The 19,861-nt window shown below is 72.4% G+C and carries 18 protein-coding genes; 8 read left to right on the forward strand and 10 right to left on the reverse strand.

Annotated features, from left to right (window positions below; all coding sequences use genetic code 11):
• Window positions 1–43 precede the first annotated feature (43 nt).
• Entirely contained in the window at window positions 44–2,065 is a 2,022-nt protein-coding gene (locus CP975_RS03850) for an NADPH-dependent 2,4-dienoyl-CoA reductase (protein ID WP_150476574.1), read from the reverse strand.
• Window positions 2,066–2,309: 244 nt separating this feature from the next.
• On the opposite strand from CP975_RS03850, the gene CP975_RS03855 reads away from it, so the two are divergent.
• Together CP975_RS03855 and CP975_RS03860 are read left to right on the forward strand one after the other, a co-directional pair.
• The gene (locus CP975_RS03855) at window positions 2,310–2,807 is read left to right on the forward strand and encodes a methylated-DNA--[protein]-cysteine S-methyltransferase (RefSeq protein WP_055529468.1); all 498 of its coding nucleotides are present in this window, start codon (window positions 2,310–2,312) and stop codon (window positions 2,805–2,807) included.
• Entirely contained in the window at window positions 2,804–3,523 is a 720-nt protein-coding gene (locus tag CP975_RS03860) for a 2OG-Fe(II) oxygenase (RefSeq protein WP_055529470.1), read from the forward strand. The genes CP975_RS03855 and CP975_RS03860 overlap by 4 nt, the downstream gene beginning before the upstream one ends.
• Window positions 3,524–3,585: 62 nt before the next feature.
• Here CP975_RS03860 and CP975_RS34950 read toward each other — a convergent pair whose 3' ends face one another.
• A complete protein-coding gene (locus tag CP975_RS34950; protein WP_055529472.1) occupies window positions 3,586–4,836 on the reverse strand; it encodes a cytochrome P450 in 1,251 nt (416 codons plus the stop codon).
• Between the two features lie 192 nt (window positions 4,837–5,028).
• Between CP975_RS34950 and CP975_RS34955 the strand changes: the two genes are divergently transcribed.
• Genes CP975_RS34955 through CP975_RS03880 form a run of 3 tightly spaced genes read left to right on the forward strand, consistent with a single transcriptional unit; the run spans window position 5,029 to window position 7,517 of the window.
• Window positions 5,029–5,322 carry a phosphopantetheine-binding protein gene (locus CP975_RS34955; protein ID WP_055529473.1) on the forward strand — a complete coding sequence of 98 codons (294 nt, stop codon included), beginning with the start codon at window positions 5,029–5,031 and terminating at the stop codon, window positions 5,320–5,322.
• On the forward strand, window positions 5,319–6,539 hold the full coding sequence (locus CP975_RS03875; protein WP_055529475.1) for a beta-ketoacyl-[acyl-carrier-protein] synthase family protein: 1,221 nt from the start codon (window positions 5,319–5,321) through the stop codon (window positions 6,537–6,539). Before CP975_RS34955 ends, CP975_RS03875 begins: the two co-directional genes overlap by 4 nt.
• Window positions 6,540–6,569: 30 nt before the next feature.
• Window positions 6,570–7,517, forward strand: coding sequence for an acyl-ACP desaturase (locus CP975_RS03880; protein ID WP_055529477.1), 948 nt, complete (start codon window positions 6,570–6,572; stop codon window positions 7,515–7,517).
• Window positions 7,518–7,549: 32 nt separating this feature from the next.
• Here the strand turns inward: CP975_RS03880 and CP975_RS03885 are convergent, their stop codons facing one another.
• From CP975_RS03885 to CP975_RS03915, 7 genes are all read right to left on the reverse strand, one after another.
• Complete coding sequence (locus tag CP975_RS03885; protein ID WP_055529479.1) at window positions 7,550–8,215, reverse strand: alpha-ketoglutarate-dependent dioxygenase AlkB family protein; 666 nt, start codon at window positions 8,213–8,215, stop codon at window positions 7,550–7,552.
• Complete coding sequence (locus tag CP975_RS03890) at window positions 8,205–10,568, reverse strand: phosphoketolase family protein (RefSeq protein WP_055529527.1); 2,364 nt, start codon at window positions 10,566–10,568, stop codon at window positions 8,205–8,207. Before CP975_RS03890 ends, CP975_RS03885 begins: the two co-directional genes overlap by 11 nt.
• A gap of 226 nt (window positions 10,569–10,794) precedes the next feature.
• A complete protein-coding gene (locus tag CP975_RS03895) occupies window positions 10,795–11,964 on the reverse strand; it encodes a methyltransferase (RefSeq protein ID WP_055529481.1) in 1,170 nt (389 codons plus the stop codon).
• Window positions 11,965–12,018: 54 nt separating this feature from the next.
• Window positions 12,019–12,498 carry an NUDIX hydrolase gene (locus CP975_RS03900; protein ID WP_055529483.1) on the reverse strand — a complete coding sequence of 160 codons (480 nt, stop codon included), beginning with the start codon at window positions 12,496–12,498 and terminating at the stop codon, window positions 12,019–12,021.
• Window positions 12,499–12,565: 67 nt separating this feature from the next.
• Window positions 12,566–14,176: an apolipoprotein N-acyltransferase gene (gene lnt, locus CP975_RS03905; protein ID WP_055529485.1), complete on the reverse strand. Its 1,611-nt coding sequence runs from the start codon at window positions 14,174–14,176 to the stop codon at window positions 12,566–12,568.
• A 96-nt stretch (window positions 14,177–14,272) separates the two neighbouring features.
• Window positions 14,273–14,839, reverse strand: a complete 567-nt coding sequence (locus CP975_RS03910) for a hypothetical protein (RefSeq protein ID WP_055529486.1) — start codon at window positions 14,837–14,839, stop codon at window positions 14,273–14,275.
• Between the two features lie 78 nt (window positions 14,840–14,917).
• A complete protein-coding gene (locus tag CP975_RS03915; protein WP_030776388.1) occupies window positions 14,918–15,724 on the reverse strand; it encodes a glutamate racemase in 807 nt (268 codons plus the stop codon).
• A 58-nt stretch (window positions 15,725–15,782) separates the two neighbouring features.
• Here CP975_RS03915 and CP975_RS03920 point away from each other — a divergent pair, with 58 nt between their 5' ends.
• A complete protein-coding gene (locus CP975_RS03920) occupies window positions 15,783–16,970 on the forward strand; it encodes a glycosyltransferase (RefSeq protein ID WP_055529487.1) in 1,188 nt (395 codons plus the stop codon).
• Between the two features lie 4 nt (window positions 16,971–16,974).
• Here CP975_RS03920 and CP975_RS03925 read toward each other — a convergent pair whose 3' ends face one another.
• A complete protein-coding gene (locus CP975_RS03925; RefSeq protein ID WP_478492171.1) occupies window positions 16,975–18,177 on the reverse strand; it encodes a TerD family protein in 1,203 nt (400 codons plus the stop codon).
• Window positions 18,178–18,478: 301 nt separating this feature from the next.
• Here CP975_RS03925 and CP975_RS03930 point away from each other — a divergent pair, with 301 nt between their 5' ends.
• Window positions 18,479–18,904, forward strand: coding sequence for a DUF6643 family protein (locus tag CP975_RS03930; protein WP_055529489.1), 426 nt, complete (start codon window positions 18,479–18,481; stop codon window positions 18,902–18,904).
• Between the two features lie 67 nt (window positions 18,905–18,971).
• Complete coding sequence (locus tag CP975_RS03935) at window positions 18,972–19,796, forward strand: MOSC domain-containing protein (protein WP_055529490.1); 825 nt, start codon at window positions 18,972–18,974, stop codon at window positions 19,794–19,796.
• The last annotated feature ends 65 nt before the right edge of the window (window positions 19,797–19,861 follow it).

Genomic DNA, 19,861 nt, shown 5'->3' on the forward strand with positions numbered 1-19,861 from the left:
GGGCAATCCTAGGGACGGGCGGCCCCTCGGCGGGGGGCCGGGCTCACAGCGCCGCGGCCAGCTCCGTGCCCTGCTTGATGGCGCGCTTGGCGTCCAGCTCGGCGGCCACGTCGGCGCCGCCGATGAGGTGCGCGCCGCACCCGGCGGCGAGCAGCTCGTCGTACAGACCGCGGCGGGGTTCCTGGCCGGTGCACAGGACGACGGTGTCGACGGGGATGACGGAGGACTCGCCGTCGACCGTGATGTGCAGGCCCGCGTCGTCGATGAGGTCGTAGCTCGCGCCCGCCACCATCGTGACGCCGCGGTGGCGCAGCTCGGTGCGGTGGATCCAGCCCGTGGTCTTGCCGAGGCCCTGGCCGACCTTGGACGTCTTGCGCTGGAGCAGGTGGACCGTGCGGGGCGGGGCGGGCCGCTCGGGCCTGGTGAGCCCGCCGCGCTCGCGGTAGTCCATGTCGACGCCCCACTGACGGAAGTACGTCGCCGGGTCCAGGCTCGCCTTCTCACCGCCGTCGGTGAGGTACTCGGCGACGTCGAAGCCGATGCCGCCCGCGCCGATGATCGCGACCCGCTCCCCCACGGGCGCGCCGTCGCGCAGCACGTCGAGGTAGCCGACGACGCTGGGGTGGTCGATGCCGGGGATCTCCGGGGTGCGGGGGGTCACGCCGGTGGCGACGACGACCTCGTCGTAGGCCGCCTCCTTGAGCTGCTCGGCGGTCACGACGGTGTTCAACTCGACGCTCACGCCGCGCAGTTCGAGCTGCGTGCGGTAGTAGCGCAGGGTCTCGTCGAACTCCTCCTTGCCGGGGACCTTGCGGGCGACGTTGAGCTGCCCGCCGATCTCGGAGGCGGCGTCGAAGAGGGTCACGTCGTGGCCGCGCTCGGCCGCCGAGACGGCGAAGGCGAGTCCGGCGGGGCCCGCGCCGACGACGGCGAGGCGCTTCTTCGTGCGGGTCGGCGCGAGCACCAGTTCGGTCTCGTGGCAGGCGCGCGGGTTCACCAGGCAGGAGGTGATCTGGAGGTTGAAGGTGTGGTCGAGGCAGGCCTGGTTGCAGCCGATGCAGGTGTTGATCGCCTCGGACCGCTCGGCCTCGGCCTTGGCGACGAAGTCGGGGTCGGCGAGGAGCGGGCGGGCCAGGGACACCATGTCGGCGGCGCCGTCGGCGAGCAACTGCTCGGCGATCTCCGGGGTGTTGATGCGGTTGGTGGTGACGAGCGGCACGGAGACCTCGCCCATCAGCTTCTTGGTGACGAAGGCGTAGGCGCCACGCGGCACCGAGGTCGCGATGGTGGGGATGCGCGCCTCGTGCCAGCCGATGCCGGTGTTGATGATCGTGGCGCCCGCGGCCTCGATCTCCTTGGCGAGCTGGACGACCTCGTCGAGGGTGGAGCCGCCGGGGACCAGGTCGAGCATGGAGAGGCGGTAGATGATGATGAAGTCCGCGCCGACGCGCTCGCGGGTGCGGCGGACGATCTCGACGGGGAAGCGGATGCGGTTCTCGTAGGCGCCGCCCCAGCGGTCGGTGCGCTGGTTGGTGGGGGCCGCGATGAACTCGTTGATCAGGTAGCCCTCGGAGCCCATGATCTCGACGCCGTCGTACCCCGCGAGCTTGGCGAGGCCTGCGGCGCGGACGAAGTCCTCGATGGTCTGCTCGACCTCGTTGTCGGTGAGGGCGCGCGGCACCGAGGGACTGATCGGCGCCTGGATGGCGCTGGGCGCGACGAGGTCGGGGTGGTAGGCGTACCGCCCGAAGTGGAGGATCTGCATCGCGATCCTGCCGCCCTCGGCGTGTACGGCCGCGGTGACGCCCGCGTGCTGCGCCGCCTCCGCCTCGGTCGTCATCCTGGCGCCGCCGGGGTAGGGGCGTCCCGCGTCGTTCGGGGCGATGCCGCCGGTGACGATGAGGCCGACGCCGCCGCGCGCGCGGGTCGCGTAGAACTCCGCCATGCGCGCGAAGCCGTTCGGCGCCTCCTCCAGGCCCACGTGCATGGAGCCCATCAGAACCCGGTTGGGCAGGGTGGTGAAGCCCAGGTCCAGCGGGTTGAGCAGGTTCGGGTAACGGCTCATGCGGGCCCCTCCGTACGCGGTGTCTACAGGACAGTTGTAGACGACGCGCGAAGCGTTGTGCAACTAGTTGCATAAAGCGTGAGCGGCATCTCACGGCACGGGCTGGTTCGGGCGGACTGGGGCTGGCTCGGGCTGGCAGGGGCCGGCTCGGGCGGGCGAACGCCATGTCCGAATCCCGCCAGCCGCCGCCTCGCGCGGGACGCAGACTGGACTCCAGTCACCCAGCGCACCCAAGGAGAGTCCGATGACCGTCTACACGACGACAGACAGCCCGCTGGGCGAGTTGCTGCTGGTGGGCGAGGCATCGGCCACCGCCAAGGGCGGCACCGCGCTCGCCTCGCTGTCCATGCCGGGCCAGAAGGGCGCGGCCGTCGTCCTGGACGGCTGGACCCGCGACGACGACGCGTTCGAGGCGATCGCCGCCCAGCTGCGTTCGTACTTCGCCGGGAGCCTGACCCACTTCGACATCGAGTACGCCGCCGGGGCGGGCACCGCCTTCCAGCGCAAGGTCTGGGACGCCCTGGACACGGTCCCCTACGGCACCACGACCACCTACGGGCGCCTCGCGGAACAGCTGGGCCTGTCCCGGGCCGCGGTCCGGGCCCTGGGCACGGCCATCGGCCGCAACCCGCTGCTCGTCGTGCGCCCCTGCCACCGGGTGATCGGCGCCGACGGCTCCCTGACCGGGTACGCGGGCGGCCTGGAGCGCAAGCGCCACCTGCTCGACCTGGAAGCGGCATGACCAGCGCGCGGGCGATCACGGCGGCGGTCGACGCGGCCGACTGGACCGCGCTCGCCACCGAGCTGGACACGCACGGCTGCGCGCTCACACCGCGGCTCATCGACCCCGCCGAGTGCCGCCGGATCGCGGGGCTCTACGACGACGCGGCCCGGTTCCGCTCCACGGTCGACATGGCACGCCACCGCTTCGGCTCCGGCCGGTACCGCTACTTCACCCATGACCTCCCCCGCCCGGTGGCCGCACTGCGGGCGGCCCTCTACCCCCACCTGCTGACCGTGGCGCGCGACTGGGCGGCCCGCCTGGGCCGCCCGGCGCCCTGGCCCGACTCCCTCGACGAGTGGCTGGCGCGGTGCCACGCGGCCGGCCAGGCCAAGTCCGCGCAGATCCTGCTGCGCTACGAGGAGGGCGACTGGAACGCCCTGCACCGCGACCTCTTCGGCGACCTGGTCTTCCCGCTCCAGGTCGTCATCGGCCTGGACGAGCAGGGCGCCGACTACACGGGCGGCGAGTTCCTGCTGGTCGAGCAGCGCCCTCGGGCACAGTCACGCGGCACGTCGACCGTCCTGAAGCAGGGTCACGGCCTGGTCTTCACCACCCGCGACCGCCCCGTCCGCTCGGCGCGCGGCTGGTCGGCGGGCCCGGTGCGCCACGGCGTCAGCGTGGTGCGCTCGGGCCTGCGCAGGTCGCTCGGGCTGGTCTTCCACGAAGCTGCCTAGGCCCCTGCCCAGGCCCTTGGCCAGACGTCGGCAGCACCGGCTGGCTGACGCGCGGCCGTGTCCTACAGCGGGGGGCGTCTGGTGAGGCGGACGCGGAGACGCTGGACACGGCGGGCCACGAAGCCGCATCCATAGGTCACCCGGTCCTCGGCCAGCTCGGGTCGGCCGCGCAACAGGGCGGGGAGCATGAGCTGTGCTTCCAGCCGGGCAAGAGGCGCCCCCAGACAGAAGTGGGGTCCGAGGCCGAACGCGAGGTGTCTGCCGGTGCGCCGAAGGTCCAGGCGGTGGGGATCGGCGTAGACGCCGGGGTCCCGGTTGGCGGCGTTGAGCATCAAGGTGAGGATCGTCCCTCGGGGGACTCGGGTGTCACCCACCTCGGCCTCGGTGAGCGCGGTGCGCACCGCGATGTGAACGGGCGGGTCATAGCGCAGCAGCTCCTCCACGGCCGTGGCCATGGGAGCGGCGTCGCAGCCGGTGGCCTCCAGGCGGTCGCGCTCCTCGGGATGGCGGAACAGGGCGTACAGGCCGTTCGCGATCAGCCCCACCGTCGTTTCGTACCCCGCGGCGATGATCTGTCCACACGTGGCGACCGCCTCGCTCAGCGGTACGGGACCCTCTCCCCGCGCGCCACCGTGGGCCAGGGAGCTGATGACGCTGGCACCGCAGTCCTCGGGAGGACGGCGCAGCACCTGGGTGAAGATCCGGACGAAGTCGGTGCGGGCCCGGGCGATGCGCGACCGGGTAGCGGGATCGGTGGGCTGTTGCGGCTCGGTGCCCCGCACGAGGAGTTCCGCGATCTCCTCGAAGCGGCGCTCGTATCCAGGTGGCAGGCCCAGCACCTCCGAGAGCACCGAGGCCGCCAGCGGTCTCGCGAGGTCGGCGACGACGTCCGCCTCACCTCGTCGCCAGGCCTGGTCGATCAGCTCGGCGACACGCTGTTCCGTCCTGGGACGGAGCTGGTCGGTGGCCCGGGCGGTGAAGGCGTTGCTGACCTGGCCCCGCTGGCGGTCGTGAGCGGGCGGGTCGGTGAGCAGGAAGGAGCGCGCGGGCACGCCGTAGCCCGTGATGTCGCGAGCCGTGGCTGCCCCGTGCCCGAACCGTGGATCACGCAGCACGGCGGCGCACTCGGCGTAACCGAGGAGCACCAGCGCACCCGAGGGAAGTCGGTAGACGGGGCCGTGCCGGCTGCGCAGGCGTTCAGTGAAGTGGTTCGGGTCGTCGCGATAGGCCTCACTGAAAATATCGAAGGGTGCTTGCTCCGCGATGCGGTCGGCCCAGGAGACAGGGACGGCGGCGGTGCGCGTGTTCTCCATAGCGAGGACAGTAGGGGCTGCTCACCGGCCCCGGTCGTCATCACGGGGCCCTGGCTGCCGCCGGGCAGCCGCAGTGATTCACCCCATCGCGGGGATTGTCGCCGGCCCGAGGGTGTGTTTGGCCGCAGGGCTCCGACGAGGCCGGTACCAAGGTGGCCACCTCATGATCCTCACGATCACCGGAAGGCCGACGTGACCACCTCGGAAGCACCCTTCACCGAAGAATCGCTGAAGACGATCGTCGTCGAACAGTTCGAGATCCCCGCAGACCGACTGGCGGAGGACGCCACCCTTGAGGCTCTGGGCCTCGATTCCCTGGGACTTCTGGAACTCCTGGTGGCCATCGAAGCCCAGACGCACAAGGAGATCTCCACCCTCGACCTGCCGATCACCCCCGGTATGCCGTACAGCGAGGCAGCGCGGGTCGTGATCCAGGCCGTGGCGGACGCCCCCGTCGTCGGCGCCGGTGACCTGGTCCCCGAATGAACGCGTCGGCGGAGATCGCTGTCACCGGCATCGGTCTGGTCACCGCAGCCGGGGTGGGCGTCCCCGACACGTGGCGGCGTCTGTGCGAAGGCACCTCGACCGCGGCGCCGGACCCCGGACTCACGGGCCTGCCCGTTCCCTTCGCCTGCCGTGTCCCCGCCGCACCCGTCAAGGCGGCCGCACCCGGTCTTGCCTGGCGAGCGGACCCGTTCATCAGCTTCGCGGTGGCGGCCGCCCGGGAAGCCGTCACCGACGCGGGCCTGGATCAGGACGCCTGGGACGCGCCCCGCGTGGCGGTCGTCATCGGCGTGGGCGGCACGACCCACGACCACTCACCGGCCACGTGTACTGCCATGGACAAGGGCCGCTTCCAGGCCATCCCGCCCACACTCGTGCCGCGCAGCGCGCCCAACATGGCCGCCGGATACGTCGGCATGCTGCTGAGCGCCCAGGGCCCCACCTTCTGCACCAGCACGGCATGCGCGTCGGGAGCGACCGCCATCGGGACCGCCGCCCTGCTCCTGCGCGCGGGGATGTGCGACATCGCCATCGCCGGCGGGAGTGAGAGCGCGAGTCCGGTCACCTCGGCGGCCTTCTGGCGCATGGGGGCGCTGTCCACCCGAACCCACGACCCGGCCGGCGCCTCCCGCCCCTTCGACTCCGAACGCGACGGATTCGTTCTGGGCGAGGGCGCGGGCGTCCTCGTCCTCGAACGCGCCTCCCACGCCCGCGCCCGCCGGGCCCGCCCCTACGCGCTGCTGACCGGGTACGGCGCGACCGGCGACGCCTACCACGCCACGGCACCGCACCCGGAGGGCGTGGGCGCGCAGCGTGCGGTGCGCGCCGCCCTCGCCGACGCCGGCCTCTCCCCGCAGGACATCGACCACGTCAACGCGCACGCCACCTCGACGACGCTCAACGATCGCGTGGAAGCCCGCGCGCTGCACGGCGTTTTCGGCACGCCGCCGCCGGTCACCGCCACGAAGAGCGTCCTCGGGCATTCCCTGGGCGCGGCCGGAGCCATCGAGGCGGCGGTCAGCGCGCTCACGCTGAGGCACCAGCTGATCCATCCGACCGCCAACCTCGACCAGCCCGAGACCGGCATCGACTTGGACGTGGTGACCAAGGTTCCCCGGCCGCAGCGCATGCGAGCGGTGGCCACCACGTCATTCGGCTTCGGGGGGCAGAACGCCGCCCTGGTCTTCCAGGGCTGCTGAACCAGCCGCCCGCGCCAAGGAGCTGCCGCGATGTCCCTCCCCACGCCACGCCCCCACACCCGTGGCCAGATCGACATCCTCACCGAACTCGAACCCGGCGTCGAGCGTCGCCTCGACAGGCATCTGGCCACGGCTCGTGAATGGTTCCCGCACACCTACATTCCGTGGTCGCAGGCCCGCGACTTCGACGGCCCGCTGGACGGATCCCCCTGGCGTCCGGCCGACTCCCCCCTTCCGGATGCCGTACGTGACGCGCTGGTCGTCAACCTCCTGACCGAGGACAACCTGCCCAGCTATCACCACGAGATCCACGGCCAGTTCGGACGCGAGGGAGCCTGGCTCAGCTGGCTGCACCGGTGGACGGCCGAGGAGGCCCGCCACGCCGACGCTCTCCGCACGTACCTGCACGCGCGCCGGGCCGTCGACCCCGTACGTCTGGAACGCGACCGCATGCACCACGTCTCGGCCGGCTATCGGAGCGAACACTCCGACGTTCCGCACGCGCTGGCCTACGTGATGGTGCAGGAGATGGCCACCCGGCAGGCCCACCGCAACACCGGCCGTGCCTGCGGCGATCCACTGGGCGAGCAGCTCATGAGCCGCATCGCCGCCGACGAGAACCTGCACATGCTCTTCTACCGTGATCTGTGCGCCGACGGTCTCGACCTCGCACCCGACCTCTTCACCCAGGCTGTCACCGACGTCATCTGCGACTTCACCATGCCGGGTCACGGCATCCCCGGCTTCCGCACCCGTGCCGCCCGCATCGCCGTCTCCGGTATCTACGACCTCGCCACCCACCGCGACCAGGTCCTGCGTCCCCTGCTGCACTCCCTCCGCCTGATGGAACGGACCGGCCTCGGCCCGCGGGGAGAGCAAGCGCTCGACCGTCTCGGCCGCCATCTCGAACAGCTCGACGCACAAGCGGAACGCTTCCGTCAACGCAGCAGCGCCGTCCGGCTCCCACCGCGCACCTGACGGGCTCCGCGCCGACGCGGTGAGCGGCACGCTCAGGGCCCGCCCGGCCCGTCCTCCCCGAGGCCGCTCACCCGCAGCGTGATGTTCAGCCGCCCGGTCAGGCCCAACTCCGGCGGCGCCGTGCCGGGCAGCACCCGCGGTACCCCGTGGTACGCCAGACGGGACGGCCCCCCGAAGACCACGAGATCACCGCTGCGCAGCTCGATGTCCGTATACGGCTTCGTCCGCGTCCGCGGGTTCCCGAAGCGGAAGACGCACGTATCGCCGAGGCTCAGCGACACCACGGGGGCGCCGGACTTCTCGTCGCTGTCGCGGTGCATGCCCATGCGGGCGTCGGCGTCGTAGAAGTTGACCAACGCGATGTCGTACGCCTCCTCACCTTCGAACCCGGCCGCCTCGGCCGCCGAACGGCCCAGTGCGGCGAGCCACGACGGCATCGGTTTCACCGGCGCCCCGTCCCCGTCGACGGCTTCGCGCGCGTACCCGTACGGAAACCAGTGCCAGCCGAGGCCGAACTGCCGCGCCGTCATCGTGCCGCCCCCGGGCGTCCTGACCAGCCGCAGCCCCGCGGGCGGCTTCGCCCACCGCCGGCACGCCTCGACCAGCCGCAGCTGCGCCGGCGGTGTCAGCCAGTCCGGTAGGTGCACGGCCCCCGGGCCGATGTCGGTGCGGGCCCGGGGGAACAGCTCATCCGCCACTGGTGTGCGGCCACGTCCAGTCGGCCACCTCGGGCAGGTCGGTGCCGTGCTCGCGGATCCAGGCGTGGTGGCGCGTACGGGCGTCGGTCATCGCCTGCCGCACGGCCGTGGCACGGACGGCGAGGCCCGGCACGCGGTCGATGACGTCCATGACGAGGCGGTACCGGTCGAGGTCGTTGCGGACGACCATGTCGAACGGCGTGGTCGTCGTGCCCGCCTCCTTGTACCCGCGTACGTGCAGGTTCGCGTGCCCGGTGCGGCGGTAGGCGAGCCGGTGGATCAGCCACGGATAGCCGTGGTAGGCGAAGATCACGGGCCGGTCCCTGGTGAACAGCGCGTCGAACTCGGAGTCGGGCATGCCGTGCGGATGCTCCTCGCGGGGCATCAGGCGGGCGATGTCGACGACGTTGACGACGCGGACGGCCAGCTCGGGCAGCAGCTCCCGCAGCAGCCCCGCGGCGGCCAGGACCTCCTGCGTCGGCACATCACCCGCGCATGCCAGGACCACGTCGGGATCGCGCGTGCCGTCGTCCGTGCCCGCCCACTCCCAGACGCCCGCGCCGCGCGCGCAGTGGGCGCGGGCCGCGTCGAGGGAGAGCCAGTCGAAGCAGGGCTGCTTCCCCGCGACGACCACGTTCACGTAGTCGCGGCTGTCCAGGACGTGCTCGGTCACCGAGAGCAGGGTGTTGGCGTCCGGCGGCAGATAGACGCGTACGACGTCGGGACTCTTGTTGAGCACGTGGTCCACGAAGCCGGGATCCTGGTGCGAGAAGCCGTTGTGGTCCTGGCGCCACACGTGCGAGGTGAGCAGGTAGTTGAGGGACGGCACCGGCGCGCGCCACGGCAGGGACCGCGAGGTCTTCAGCCACTTGATGTGCTGGTTGACCATCGAGTCGACGATGTGGACGAACGCCTCGTAGCAGGAGAACAGGCCGTGGCGGCCGGTGAGCGTGTAGCCCTCCAGCCAGCCCTGGCACAGGTGTTCGGAGAGGACCTCCATGACGCGGCCGTCGCGGGCGAGGTGCTCGTCGGTGTCGAGGGTCCGCTCCTGCCAGGCCTTGCCCGTGGCGCCGTACAGCGCGCCGAGCCGGTTGGACTCGGTCTCGTCGGGGCCCACGACACGGAAGTCGCGGCGCCGCGCCGTGTCGGCCATGACCTGGGCGAGCAGCTCGCCGGCGACCCGGGTCGGCTCGTGCGAGGTCGCGCCGGGCTCGTCGACCGTGACGGCGAAGCGCTCCAGCGGCGGCAGGGGGAGCGGGCGGCTGAGCAGGCCGCCGTTGGCGCGCGGGGTGGCGCCGAGGCGGCGCTCGCCCTCGGGCACGCACGTCAGGACATCCTCCGTGGGGCCGCCCTCCGCGTCGAAGAGTTCGTCGGGGCGGTAGGAGCGCAGCCACTGCTCCAGCTGCCGCAGGTGGCCCGGGTTCTCGCGGACTTCGGAGAGCGGCACCTGGTGGGAGCGCCAGGTGTTCTCGACGGGCACTCCGTCCACGGTCCGGGGGCCGGTCCAGCCCTTGGGGGTGCGCAGCACGATCACGGGCCAGCGGTGCCGGGTGTGCGCGCCGCCGCTGCGGGCCGCCCGCTGGAGGGCGGCGATCCGGTCCAGCGCCTGGTCCATGGCCTCGGCCATCGTGTGGTGGACCGTGAGGGGGTCGTCGCCCGCGACGTACAGGGGCTCGTGGCCGTAGCCCTTGAGCAGCGCGTCCAGTTCGGCGTCGGGGAGCCGGGCGAGCAGCGTCGGGTTGGCGATCTTGTAACCGTTGAGGTGGAGGATCGGCAGGACCGCGCCGTCGTGCACGGGGTCGAGGAACTTGTTGGAGTGCCAGGAGCCCGCCAGCGGCCCCGTCTCGGCCTCGCCGTCGCCGATCACGCAGGCCACGACCAGGCCGGGGTTGTCGAAGGCGGCTCCGTACGCGTGCGCGAGGGAGTAGCCCAGCTCGCCGCCCTCGTGGATCGAGCCGGGCGTCTCGGGCGCGACGTGGCTCGGCACACCGCCGGGGAACGAGAACTGACGGAACAGCCGCGCCATGCCCTCCGCGTCCCGGGTCACGGCCGGATACCTCTGCGTGTAGCTGCCCTCCAGCCACGCGTTGGCAAGCACGGCGGGCCCGCCGTGGCCGGGCCCCCACACGCACAGCGCGTCCAGGTCGCGCTCCTTGATGACGCGGTTGAGGTGGGTGTGCACGAGGTTGAGGCCGGGTGAGGTGCCCCAGTGGCCCAGCAGGCGCGGCTTGATGTGCTCGGGCCGCAGGGGCTCGGTCAGCAGAGGGTTGCCCATCAGATAGATCTGGCCGACGGACAAGTAGTTGGCGGCACGCCAGTGTGCGTCGAGTGCCGCCAGGTCCTCCTTCGCCATGGGCGCCATGAGGTCTCCTCGCGAGGGTCGGGGGTGCCGCGGGATCCGCGGGTACGTGGCTGGGGCGCGGGTTCCACGGGAGCGCCGGGTCAGTCGTGCGGAACGGACCGGCCTCGGTTCTCCTCCCCCGACGCTGCCATCGCCCCGGCGCCGCCGCGAACGCTGGGCGGCCCCGAGAGGGACCGTCCGGCCCCGGGCCTGCGGGCCCGCGCGGCACGGGCGGGCCTCAGCGGCGGCCCCTCACCGCCCGCAGCACGACGAACTTCGGGTCGCTCGCCACGACTTCCGCGTTGCCGAAGAGCTTGCGGAGTTTCACGTGGTAGCCGAGGTGGCGGTTGCCGATGACCCACAGCTCACCGCCGGGGCGCAGCGCGGCGCGCGCACCGCTGAACATGCGCCGGGCGGTCGCGCCGGTCGTGGCCTGGTGGCTGTGGAACGGCGGGTTGTTCAGGACGAGGTCCACGGTCCCGGCGGGTACGGCGGCGAGCGCGTCACCCGCTACGAAACCGGCCTCGGCGCCCTCGGCCGCGTTGGCCCGGAAGGTGGCCTCGGCGGAGGCGACGGCCTGGAAAGACTCGTCGATGAAGGTGACCGTGGCGTCGGGTGCGGCCACGGAGGCGGCGGTGCCGAGCACGCCGTTGCCGCAGCCGAGGTCCACGACGTGCGCGCCGGGGCGGGCGCGTGGCAGGTGCTTCAGGAAGAAGCGGGTGCCGATGTCGAGCCGGTCCGCGCAGAAGATCCCCGCGTGGTTGACGACGGTCAGGCCCGCGCCCGCACCGGAGTCGGCGGGCAGCACATAACGGCCGGGCCACGGGCTGGGCCCCGGTGTGCGTGCCGGGTCCGGGGTGCTGAGGATGAGCCGCGCCTTCTGCCGGGCCAGCGTGGTCCTCGTCGGCCCGACGAGCCGCTCGAAGAGCTCCAGGGTCGACGTGTGGATCTCGGTGACCATGCCGGTGCCGATGACGACGGTGTCTTCGTGCAGGGCGGGCGCCAGCCGGTGGAGCTGGTCCTCCAGGAGCGCGAGGCTCTTCGGTACGCGGATCAGGAGTACGTCGATGCGCGGGGGCGGAGTGTCCCTGGTCGTCAGGAGCCGCGCGGCGTCCGGTGCGTGTCCCGCTCGGGCCAGGTTGGCCCGGGTGGCCTGCTGCGCGAGGAAGGAGTCGGTGATCTGCACCAGCACGCGCGCGTGGCCCGCGAGGGCGGTGGTGAGGGCTCCCCACCGGTCGCCGACGACGGCCACGGTGCCGCTGAGGTCGACGGCCGCCGCCCCCTCCTCACCCGCGAGGTGCCGCAGCAGATAGGCGTCGGCCGCCGACCAGGCGCGCAGCTGGTCGCGGGGGTCCTCCGGGAAGCGGGTGAGGTCGTACGCGCCCCATGACGTGCTCAAACGGTTCATCGTGCCCTCAGGCTAACGGAGGGCTCACGGGGCGCGGGGGTCAGCCCGCGGGCCTCATCGCTGGTGGGCCGGCTCGAACCACGTGGGGCCGTCGGCGAGCGCCAGCTTGATGCGGGACATCGAGTACTCGTGCAGGTCCGGCAGCGCGTCGACGTAGAACCACGCCACCTCCAGGGACTCGTCGTCGTTGACGCGCGCCTCGCCGCCGACGGCACGGCAGCGCAGGGTGGTGTCCATGTACTGGCACGTGTCGCCGTTGGGATAGGTGACCGGTTCGAGTGCCTGCACGAGGACGACGCGTTCGGGTACGCAGTGCACCGCCGTCTCCTCGTACACCTCGCGCACCGCGCACTCCGCGGGCTGCTCCCCCGGGTCCGGGATCCCGCCGATCACCGACCACCTGCCGTTGTCGGTGCGCCGCCCGAGCAGCACTCTGCCCTCGTCGTCGAAGACGATGGCGGTGACTCCGGGGAGCCAGAGGAGTTGCCGGCCGGCGTCGGCCCTAAGGGTGCGGATGAAATCAGGAGTGGCCATAAACCGACCCTAACGGCGTCCCGCCACCGCTCTGCGCCGACGAGGGGTCACTCTCCCCCCGCCGCGGCTACTCCGCCGCTGCCCGCCGGGTCCGCGCCGATGCCACGGCCCAGCCGAGGCCGCCGAGAGCGACCAGGACGAGGATGCCCTCGGGCAGCACGCCGAGGCGGGTGGCGGGGGTCCGCGAGGAACGCAGCGGCACGTCCTCGACGAGCGAGGCGGCGGTGAACCACTTGGTCTTCGCCTTCACCGTGCCGTCCGGCATGATCACCGCGCTGACGCCGCTGGTCACCGGGACCGTGACGGCGCGGCTGTGTTCGACCGCGCGGACGCGGGACATCGCGAGCTGCTGGTAGGTCATCTCGCTGCGGTCGAAGGTGGCGTTGTTGCTGGGCACCGAGAGGAGCTGGGCGCCGCCGGTCACGGTGTCGCGCACGGCCCAGTCGAAGGCGGCCTCGTAGCAGGTCGCGATGCCCACCTTGGTGCCCGCCATGGTGAAGACGCCGGGCTCGGAACCGCGGCTGAAGTCCTGGCGGACCATGTCGACGTCACTGCTGAAGACGCCGATGAGGCCCCGCAGCGGGATGTACTCGCCGAACGGCTGGATCTGCCGCTTGTCGTAGGTGTCGGTGGGGCCCTTCTCGGGGTCCCACAGGATCTGCTCGTTGTAAAGCTTGCCGTCCTTCCCCTCGACGACGCCGCCCACGGAGAGGGGCACCCCGATCGCCTTGACGGCGGCCTCGATCTCCTGGCGCGCGTCGGGGTTGGTGAACGGGTCGATGTCGGAGGAGTTCTCCGGCCACAGCACGAGGTCCGGGCGCTTGACCGTGCCTGCCTTCACCGCGGCGGCCAGGCGTTCGGTCTCCCGCACATGGTGGTCGAGGACCGCGCGGCGCTGGGCGTTGAAGGCGAGTCCCGCGCGCGGGACGTTGCCCTGGATCGCGGCGACGGTCGCGGTGCCGTCCTCGGCCTCGTCGCTGACGAGCGGGCGGGCGGCGAAGGCGCCGGCGAGCGGGACGAGCACGCTGAGTACGGCAGCGGCCGCCGCGCCGCGCCGCAGGACCCGGGTGGTGCGTACGTCACGGAGCCGGCGCACGATCTCGTACAGCCCGAAGCCGCTCAGGACGACCGCGAACCCGAGCACGGGGGTGCCGCCGAGCGCGGCGAGCGGCAGGAAGACGCCGTCCGCCTGACCGAAGGCGACCTTCCCCCAGGGAAAACCGCTGAACGGCACGCGCGCGCGTGCCGCCTCTCCCGCGATCCACAGGGCCGCGGCCCAGAGCGGGTAGCCCGGCAGCCGGGAGACGGCCGCGACGCCCGCGCCCACCAGGGCGACGAAGACGGCCTCGATGGCGGCAAGCGCCAGCCACGGGCCGGGGCCGACCTCGACGCCGGTCCACACCAGGAGCGGCAGCAGGAAGCCGAGGCCGAAGAGGTAGCCGAGGCCGAGGCCCGCCTTCCAGGTGCGGCCGTGCAGACACCGGGCGAGCACGGCGAAGGCCGGGAGCGCGAGCCACCACAGTGTGCGGGGCGGGAAGCTGACGTAGAGCAGTACCCCGGAGAGAGCCGCCGCGGCGGCGGGCACGAGCCCCCGCCGGACACGCTCGGCACGAGAGCCCCGCACGGGCTGCGGATCGAGCTGGTCCGGCTCGTCTACGGGAGTGGTGGTGGCGGTCACTCCGGGAGTGTACGGCGCGTCATCCGGGCGCCGACAGCGCGGTCGCGGGCGCCCTCGCCGCATCGCGTTCCCGGGCGGGGACAGGTCGGCGGGCGGTCAGCCCGAGGTGCCCGGCGTGCCCCTGACCCGCAGCCGGTCCCGGATCGCGCGGACCGCCGATTCGGCGTCGTCGACGGTCACCGTGAACTTGTGGCCGTCGCCCAGCCTGATGACCACGCCCTCGCCGCGCCGCACCACGACCGCCGTGCCCTTCTCGGGACGCCAGCGGTAGCCCCAGCCGCCCCACTGACGGGGCGTGACCGTGGGCGCGAAGTCCGCTCCCACGACATGGGAGAGGGGGATGTGGCGGCGCGGCAGGCCCAGATGGCCGCAGCGCACCTCCAGGAAGTCCTTGTCGATCTTCACGGCCACGTGGACGAAGGCGAGGGTCCCGAAGAGCATCAGAAGGCCTGCGGCGATGCAGCCCACGACGGACATGAGCAGCGGGGCGAAGCCCGAGGTCCACATGGAGCCGACCGCCAGGGCGATGCCGAGCGCCAGACAGGCGGCGCCGGCGCTGGCCAGCAGCCACTGGACGCGGTTGGTCGCGCGGCCGGTCCAGACCTCGGGCCGGCCGTCGGTCACGGCGCGCTCGCCGTGTTCCTCACGGGCTGGGTCCTTCATGCCTCCGAGCCTACTCAGGTTCCAGCGCGAAGGCACCGCGTCGCGGAGAGTGACCGCCACCCCGGCGACCTGGGGAGATCAGAGCGCGGGGCTGACCGCCGCGAGCATGCGCCCCTCGGCGTACGTGAGCGCTTCTCGCGGCAACTGCTCCGCGCGCCCGCTGAGCAGCACGGTGAGGCCGGGAGCCGCGGCGTCCGAATCGGCGACGGCCGCGGGGGCGGCGCCGGGCCGCTCTCCGGTCCTGCGCAGCGCCTGGGCCGCGACGGCGCCGGCCGAGCCGTGCAGCACGAGGGGCGGCAGCTGGGGCTGCTGCACAGCGGCGCGAATACGCTCAGCGACCAGCTCGTAATGGGTGCAGCCCAGGACGACGGCTCTTACATCGGGCGGGGTGAGGGCGGCCGCGGCGGCGATCGTCTCGTCGATGGCCTTCTCGTCCGCGTACTGCACGGCGTCGGCGAGACCCGGGCAGGGCACCTCCGTGACGGCGACGTCGCTCGCGAACTGCTCGATGAGGCCCCGCTGGTAGGGGCTCCCGGTGGTGGCGGGCGTGGCCCAGATGGCCACGGGTCCGCCGCCCGCGGCGGCGGGCTTGATCGCCGGGACGGTCCCGATGACCGGGATGCCGGGCTCCAGGCGGGCCCTGAGCGCGGGCAGCGCGTGCACGGACGCGGTGTTGCAGGCCACGATCAGCGCGTCGGGCCGGTGCGCGGCGGCGGCCTCGGCGACGGCGAGCGCCCGCGCGGTGAGGTCTTCCGTGGTGCGCGGCCCCCACGGCATCCCGTCGGGATCCGAGGAGAGTACGAGATCGGCGTCGGGCCGCAGGCGACGCACCGCGGCCGCCGCGGCGAGCAGTCCGATACCGGAGTCCATGAGCGCGATCTTCACCCGGTCACCATAGTCGATGGGCCCCACGGGCCCCGTCCCATGGGGCAGACTTCGGCGGATGAGCGCCGTTGCGTGGACCGCCGCCGGATCGCTTGCCGCGTGGCTGTGGCTGCTGTGGGGACAGGGCTTCTTCTGGCGTACGGACGTGCGTCTGCCACCGCGAAGGGACCCCGCGCGCTGGCCTTCGGTCTGTGTTGTCGTGCCCGCGAGGGACGAGGCCGCCATGCTGCCCAAGAGCCTGCCGTCGCTGCTGGCGCAGGAGTACCCGGGCCGGGCCGAGGTCTTCCTCGTCGACGACGGCAGCTCGGACGGCACGGGCGAGCTGGCCCGCGCGCTGGCCGGGCGGCACGGCGGCCTGCCGCTGACCGTCGGCTCCCCCGGTGAGCCGCCCCACGGGTGGACGGGCAAGCTCTGGGCGGTGCGCCACGGAATGGGTCTCGCCCGCGCGCGGGACCCCGAGTATCTGCTCCTGACCGACGCGGACATCGCCCATGCGCCGGACAGCCTGCGGCAGTTGGTGGCCGCCGCGGACGCGGGCGGTTTCGACCTGGTCTCCCAGATGGCCCGGCTGCGGGTGCGGAGCCTGTGGGAGCGGCTGGTGGTCCCCGCGTTCGTGTACTTCTTCGCCCAGCTCTATCCCTTCCGCCGGATCGGGCGGAAGGGGGCGCGGACGACCGCCGCGGCGGGCGGTTGCGTCCTGCTGCGCGCCGACACCGCCGAGCGGGCGCGGATCCCCGACGCCATCCGGCACGCGGTGATCGACGACGTCGCGCTCGCGCGGGAGGTGCGGCGCGCGGGCGGTCACATCTGGCTCGGACTGGCCGAGCGTGTCGACAGCGTCCGCCCCTATCCCCGCCTCGCGGACCTGTGGCGCATGGTCTCGCGGAGCGCGTACGCCCAGCTGCGGCACAACCCGCTCCTGCTCGTCGGCACGGTCGCCGGACTCGCGGTGGTGTATCTGGCTCCCCCGGTGACCCTGTTCGCGGGCCTGGCCGCCGGCAGCGCACCGGCCGCGACGGCCGGCGGCCTGGCCTGGCTGGTGATGACCGGGACGTATCTGCCGATGCTCCGCTACTACCGGCAGCCGCTCTGGCTCGCTCCCCTGTTGCCCGCCACCGCCTTCCTGTACCTCCTGATGACCGTGGACTCGGCGGTGCAGCACTACAGGGGGCGGGGCGCGGCGTGGAAGGGACGTACGTACGCGCGTCCGGACACCGTCGCGGAGCCCGCGCCGGAGCGGCGCTGAGCCGTCACTTCCTGCCGGGGGTCCAGTTCATGCCCCAGCCGTAGGCGTGGTCGATGGTGCGCTGCGGGCTCACGCCGCGCTCCGGCACGAGGTAACGGGCCTCTCGCTGTACGACGAGGTCGCCGCCGTTGTTGGTGAGGAGGGCCAGTGCGCACACCGTCGAGGGGACCGTGCACTCGTCGAGCGAGAAGTCGACCGGGGCGCCGTGCTGGGGCATGAGGGTGACCGTGGCGTTGAGGTCGGCGAAGCTGCGCGCGCCCTCGTAGATCGTCACGAAGATGACGATGCGGCGGAAGTCCTTGATGTGATCGAGGTTGATGGTGAGGTTCTCCCCGCTGTCGACGGCGCCCGTGCGGTCGTCGCCGTCGAGCAGCATGTAGGGAGGCTGGTGCAGGGCTCCGAAGGCATTGCCGAGGGCCTGGACGACTCCCTTGCGGCCGTCGGTGAGTTCGTAGAGCGCGCAGAGGTCCAGGTCGAGGTCGGCGTGCATGGCGACGGCTCTGCCGAGCTTCGCGCCCCAGCCCTTGAACTGCTTGCGCGTCTGCCAGTTGAGGTTCACGCGCATGCCGCCCGACGTGCCGCCCTGTTTCGTCAAGGAGACCGACGGGGCGTCCTTCGTGAGGGTGACCTTGGCGAGGCGCACGGGCTCGGGCGCGGGCGGGGCGGCAGCGGGCGTTCGCTGCTGCGGCTCGTCCACCGTGATCCCGTAATCCGTCGCGAGCCCCTCAAGGCCGCTGCCGTACCCCTGGCCGACGGCGCGGAACTTCCACGCGCCCTGGCGCCGGTACAGCTCGCCGAGGACGAACGCCGTCTCCACGGTCGCGTCCGCGCTGTCGTAGCGTGCGAGTTCGGCGCCGCTCGCCGCGTCGAGCACCCGGATGTACAGACCGGGGATCCGACCGAACGTGCCGCCGTCGGCCGACGCGGCGACCACCACTCTCTCGATCGCGGGCTCCACGCGCGCGAGGTCGACCGTCAGCACATCGCGGACGCCGCCGTCGGAGCGCTGCTTGCCCTCGTACCGCACCGCTCCGGAGGAGTGCGCGGGCTGGTTGTAAAAGACGAAGTCCGCGTCCGAGCGCACCTTTCCGGAGGAGGCCAGCAAGAGGGCGGACGCGTCGGCGTCGGGCACCCCGGCGCCGGAGCCCCATCCCAATTCGACCCGCACGGCGGGCGCCGGCACGGGAACATTCGATCCTTTAGGCATTGTCATGTCCGCCCCCATCGCAAGTCGCCGCGTCCGGCAGGGCCGCCGATTCCGTTCGCGGCCAACCTATTACCCCGATCACCGGGAGGCCCACGATCGCGTCTGGAGGATCCTCCTGTCCGCGCTCCCGCCAACCCTGGGTAACCCGCCAGGAACTCGGCCTTTACACGATCCGTACGCCGTTCGGCGACCGATTTTCCCAAGTTCGCTCGCATTGGGGGTCCGTCATCACTGCCGACACGGAAAACAACCCTCTTATCGGTCTCCCCAACCAACACATCTAGGGCTTAACTTATGGAGCATGACCTCCCCCCGCTCCACCTATGGCGGCGGTTACTACTCCGCGCCGTCCTTCACGGACACTCCGATCTACGACTCCCTCGTCGCAGAGCGGGGCACTCCTCAGATCGCCCCGATCCGGGTTCCTTCCGCGTACGACACAGGTAGTCACCTGCCCGCCCTCCCGGCCGCGCTGCCCGCCCTGCCGGCCGCCCCTTCCCCTCACCAGCCGTCGTACGGCTACGCCCAGGCCCAGCAGCACGCCCCGCTGCAACAGGCCCCCGCGCCGTACATCCCGCAGCAGGCCGCGGGCCCGCGCGGATACCCGGGCGCCCAGCCCCAGCGGCCCGCCGCCGGTACGGGGTACGAGGCGATGCGCCCCGCGGCGCCGCGCCCCGCCCCCGCGCCGTACGAGGATCCGTACAACCGCCCCTATCGCGGGTACTGATCGCCGGGGGCGCGGGGGCTGAACGTCCGGGGACATCACTGTCAGTGACTGCTGGCAGGATGTCCCCATGTCGAATCCAGCGCTTCTGTCGATCCATGTCCACCCGCTCAAGGCGGCGCAGGGGCACGCCCCCCGCGAAGCCGTCGTGGAGCCCTGGGGGCTCGCGGGTGACCGGCGGTGGATGCTGGTGGACACAGACGGCCGGTTCGTCTCCCAACGGCCGCATCCGCGCATGGCGCTCGTCGCCGCCGAGCCTCTGCCCGGCGGCGGCCTTCGTGTGTCCGCGCCCGGCAGGAGAGCCCTGACCATCGCGGTGCCCGACCCCGTCGAGACGGTGCCCGTGGAGGTCTGGAAGGACAAGGTCGAGGCGGTGCCCGCGAGCGCCGATGCGCATGCCTGGTTCAGTGCCCATCTCGACACGGACGTGCGGCTCGTCCACCTCGACGACCCCGCGAAGCGCCGCCCCGTCGACCTCGCGTACGGCAGGGAGGGCGAGACGGTCAGCTTCGCGGACGGCTTCCCGCTGCTGCTCACGACGCTCTCCTCGCTCGACGCCCTCAACTCCCTGATCGCCCAGGGTGATCACGCGGACGAGGGCCCGCTGCCGATGAACCGCTTCCGGCCCAACGTCGTCGTGGACGGCACCCCGCCCTGGGCCGAGGACGACTGGAAGCGCGTGGCCATAGGCGACGTCGTCCTCCGCGTCGTCAAGAAGTGCGGGCGCTGCGTCGTGACGACCACCGACCAGAACACCGCGGAGCGCGGCAAGGAGCCGTTGCGCACGCTCGCCCGCCACCGCCGTGTCGGCGACCAGCTCGTCTTCGGGCAGAATCTGGTGCCCGAATCCACCGGCGTCATCCGCGTCGGTGACGCATTCAAGATCCTCGAATGACCGGTGCCCGAATGGGGAACTCAATGGCGGAGCAAGGACGTTGAGTTTCGGGGACGCGAAGGGAG

The sequence above is a fragment of the Streptomyces alboniger genome, from assembly GCF_008704395.1.
Lineage (GTDB): Bacteria > Actinomycetota > Actinomycetes > Streptomycetales > Streptomycetaceae > Streptomyces > Streptomyces alboniger.